The sequence below is a fragment of the Pseudomonas sp. Ant30-3 genome, from assembly GCF_000690905.1.
Taxonomy (GTDB): domain Bacteria; phylum Pseudomonadota; class Gammaproteobacteria; order Pseudomonadales; family Pseudomonadaceae; genus Aquipseudomonas.
The window spans coordinates 1-3,302 of record NZ_JMCL01000219.1 but is presented as its reverse complement, the minus strand read 5'-3'; the positions used below and the strand labels follow the sequence as shown (position 1 = coordinate 3,302).

Annotated in this window: 4 protein-coding genes; all 4 read left to right on the top strand. The window is 61.3% G+C overall.

All coding sequences use genetic code 11. The features are described 5' to 3' along the window. The first annotated feature begins 39 nt into the window (after positions 1-39). Positions 40-1,050, top strand: coding sequence for a benzoate 1,2-dioxygenase electron transfer component BenC (gene benC / locus DU29_RS0128935; protein ID WP_003452496.1), 1,011 nt, complete (start codon positions 40-42; stop codon positions 1,048-1,050). Positions 1,051-1,165: 115 nt separating this feature from the next. Beyond that, on the top strand, positions 1,166-1,942 hold the full coding sequence (locus DU29_RS0128930) for a 1,6-dihydroxycyclohexa-2,4-diene-1-carboxylate dehydrogenase (RefSeq protein WP_004576016.1): 777 nt from the start codon (positions 1,166-1,168) through the stop codon (positions 1,940-1,942). Between the two features lie 149 nt (positions 1,943-2,091). Next, positions 2,092-2,394 (top strand): 2Fe-2S iron-sulfur cluster binding domain-containing protein, encoded by a 303-nt coding sequence (locus DU29_RS0128925; RefSeq protein WP_004576015.1) that lies wholly within the window; start codon positions 2,092-2,094, stop codon positions 2,392-2,394. Positions 2,395-2,421: 27 nt separating this feature from the next. Further along, positions 2,422-3,302, top strand: an 881-nt coding sequence (locus tag DU29_RS0128920) for a catechol 2,3-dioxygenase (protein ID WP_033051106.1), incomplete at its 3' end; no start/stop codon positions are given.

Here is a 3,302-nt window from a genome sequence, read left to right as displayed (position 1 = left end):
CGCCAGTTCATCGATGTATACCACGTCTGAGGTGCCGCCATGACACACAAGGTTGCACTGAACTTCGAAGACGGCGTCACTCGTTTCATCGATGCTAATGCTGGCGAGACTATTGCTGATGCTGCCTACCGCCAAGGCATCAATTTACCCATGGACTGCCGAGACGGTGCATGCGGCGCCTGCAAATGCTTCGCCGAGAGCGGCCGCTACGACCTCGGCGAGGAATACATCGAGGATGCGTTGAGCGAAGCCGAAGCCGAGCAGGGCTACGTGCTGACCTGCCAGATGCGCGCCGAAAGCGACTGCGTGATTCGCGTTCCGGCCGCATCGGACGTCTGTAAGACCCAGCAGGCCAGCTATCAGGCAGCGATCAGCAACGTGCGTCAGCTGTCCGAGAGCACCATCGCGCTGTCTATCAAAAGCGCATCGCTGAACCAGTTGGCGTTTCTGCCGGGCCAGTACGTCAATCTGCAAGTGCCGGGCAGCGACCAGACCCGCGCCTATTCCTTCAGCTCGCTGCAAAAGGATGGCGAGGTCGGCTTCCTGATCCGCAACGTGCCGGGCGGGCTGATGAGCAGCTTCCTGACCAGCCTCGCCAAGGTCGGCGATAGCGTCAGTCTGGCTGGACCGCTGGGCGCGTTCTATCTGCGCGAGATCAAGCGGCCGCTGCTGTTGCTGGCGGGTGGTACCGGCCTAGCGCCGTTCACCGCGATGCTGGAGAAGATCGCCGAGCAGGGCAGCGAGCACCCGCTCCATCTGATCTACGGCGTCACCCATGACCACGACCTGGTCGAAATGGACAAGCTAGAGGCATTCGCCGCGCGCATTCCCAACTTCAGCTACAGCGCCTGCGTCGCCAGCCCGGACAGCGCCTATCCGCAAAAGGGCTATGTGACCCAGTACATCGAGCCCAAACACCTCAACGGCGGTGAGGTAGATGTCTACCTTTGCGGTCCGCCACCAATGGTCGAGGCGGTCAGTCAGTACATTCGCGCACAGGGCATCCAGCCGGCCAATTTCTATTATGAGAAGTTCGCCGCCAGCGCCTAGAGGCTCCTTTGGTCCGCTTACTTGGTGAGCGGGCCTGTTTTATTCGTGCAGTAGAGCCCATGTTTCCTGCGAACTTTCCCAAAATTGCATCTGGGCTACACAACCGAGGTGGTTCATGAACAAACGTTTCCAGGACAAGACTGCCGTTATCACCGGCGCTGCCCAGGGCATCGGTCGCCGCGTGGCCGAACGGATGGCGGCCGAAGGAGGTCGGCTGCTGCTGGTCGACCGTTCCGAGCTAATACATGAGCTGGCCGACGAACTGGTCGGAGTCGCTGAGGTGCTGACCCTGACCGCCGACCTTGAGCAGTTCGCCGATTGCCAACGGGTGATGGCGGCGGCGCTCGAGCGCTTCGGTCGTCTGGACATTCTGATCAACAACGTTGGCGGCACCATTTGGGCTAAGCCATTCGAGCATTACCAGGAACACGAGATCGAGGCCGAAGTGCGTCGTTCGCTGTTCCCCACCCTGTGGTGCTGCCACGCCGCGCTGCCGCCAATGCTCGAGCAGGGCAGTGGAGCCATCGTCAACGTTTCCTCCGTCGCCACGCGCGGGGTCAATCGCGTGCCCTACGGCGCGGCAAAGGGTGGCGTTAACGCCCTGACCGCCTGCCTGGCCTTTGAAACCGCCGAGCGCGGTATCCGGGTCAACGCCACCGCGCCGGGTGGCACCGAGGCGCCTCCACGGCGGATTCCGCGCAACAGCGCCGAGCCGAGCGAGCAGGAGAAGGTCTGGTACCAGCAGATCGTCGACCAGACCCTCGACAGCAGCCTGATGAAACGCTACGGCAACATCGACGAACAGGCCGGGGCGATTCTGTTCCTGGCCTCCGACGACGCTGCCTACATCACCGGTGTAACTCTTCCGGTGGCAGGGGGAGACCTCGGTTGATCTTTATGTCTGGTTAAGAAGAGAAATCGACATGCGGAGAAGCGACGTACACGAGGTCCCCTGAGACTCATTTTCGGGGTTGCGCAGGCATCACCCCAGAGCTGTTGGGGGGATGCTTCCGTCATGTTTAAGGGCATCTGAGGTGAACCATGGACAGCAGTTATGAGGTGCGTGAGCGGATTAGCGGCCAGGTGTTCCGTTGCCTGCCGGAGCAGTCGGTCCTGCGGGCCATGGAGGAGCAGGGCAAGCGTTGCGTGCCGGTCGGTTGCCGTGGTGGTGGCTGTGGGTTGTGCAAGGTGCGCGTGCTCAGCGGCGACTACCAGTGCGGCAGGATGAGCTGCAGTCAGGTTCCACCGGAGGCCGCGAAGCAGGGCCTGGCCTTGGCCTGTCAACTGTATCCACGCGCTGATCTGTACATCGAATGCCTTCGCCAAGTGCGAAGCAATCCCTGACAACAAGAAACATTAAGAGGTGTCGTGATGAAAAAAGGAGTTATGCGCCCGGGCCACGTCCAGCTTCGCGTGTTGAACCTGGAGGCTGCGCTAACGCATTACCGCGACCTGCTCGGCCTGATCGAGATGGACCGCGACGAGCAGGGCCGCGTCTATCTGAAGGCCTGGAGCGAGGTGGACAAATTTTCCGTGGTGCTGCGTGAGGCCGACCAGCCGGGCATGGATTTCATGGGCTTCAAGGTGACCGACGATGCCTGCCTGACCCGCCTGGCCGGCGAGCTGCTGGAGTTCGGCTGCCAGGTGGAGGAGATTCCTGCCGGCGAACTCAAGGACTGCGGGCGTCGGGTGCGCTTCCTGGCACCATCCGGGCATTTCTTCGAGCTCTATGCCGAGAAGGAGTACACCGGCAAGTGGGGCATCGAGGAGGTCAACCCTGAAGCCTGGCCACGTGACCTGAAGGGTATGCGCGCGGTGCGCTTCGACCACTGTCTGATGTACGGCGACGAACTGCAGGCGACCTACGAACTGTTCACTGAGGTGCTCGGTTTCTACCTGGCCGAGCAGGTGATCGAAGACAACGGCACGCGCATCTCCCAGTTCCTCAGCCTGTCGACCAAGGCGCACGACGTGGCCTTTATCCAGCACGCGGAGAAGGGCAAGTTCCATCACGTCTCATTCTTCCTGGAAACCTGGGAAGACGTGCTTCGCGCCGCCGACCTGATCTCCATGACCGACACCTCGATCGATATCGGCCCGACCCGTCACGGTCTGACCCACGGCAAGACCATCTACTTCTTCGACCCGTCCGGTAACCGCAACGAAGTGTTCTGCGGTGGAGATTACAACTACCCGGACCACAAACCGGTGACCTGGACCGCCGACCAACTGGGCAAGGCGATCTTTTACCA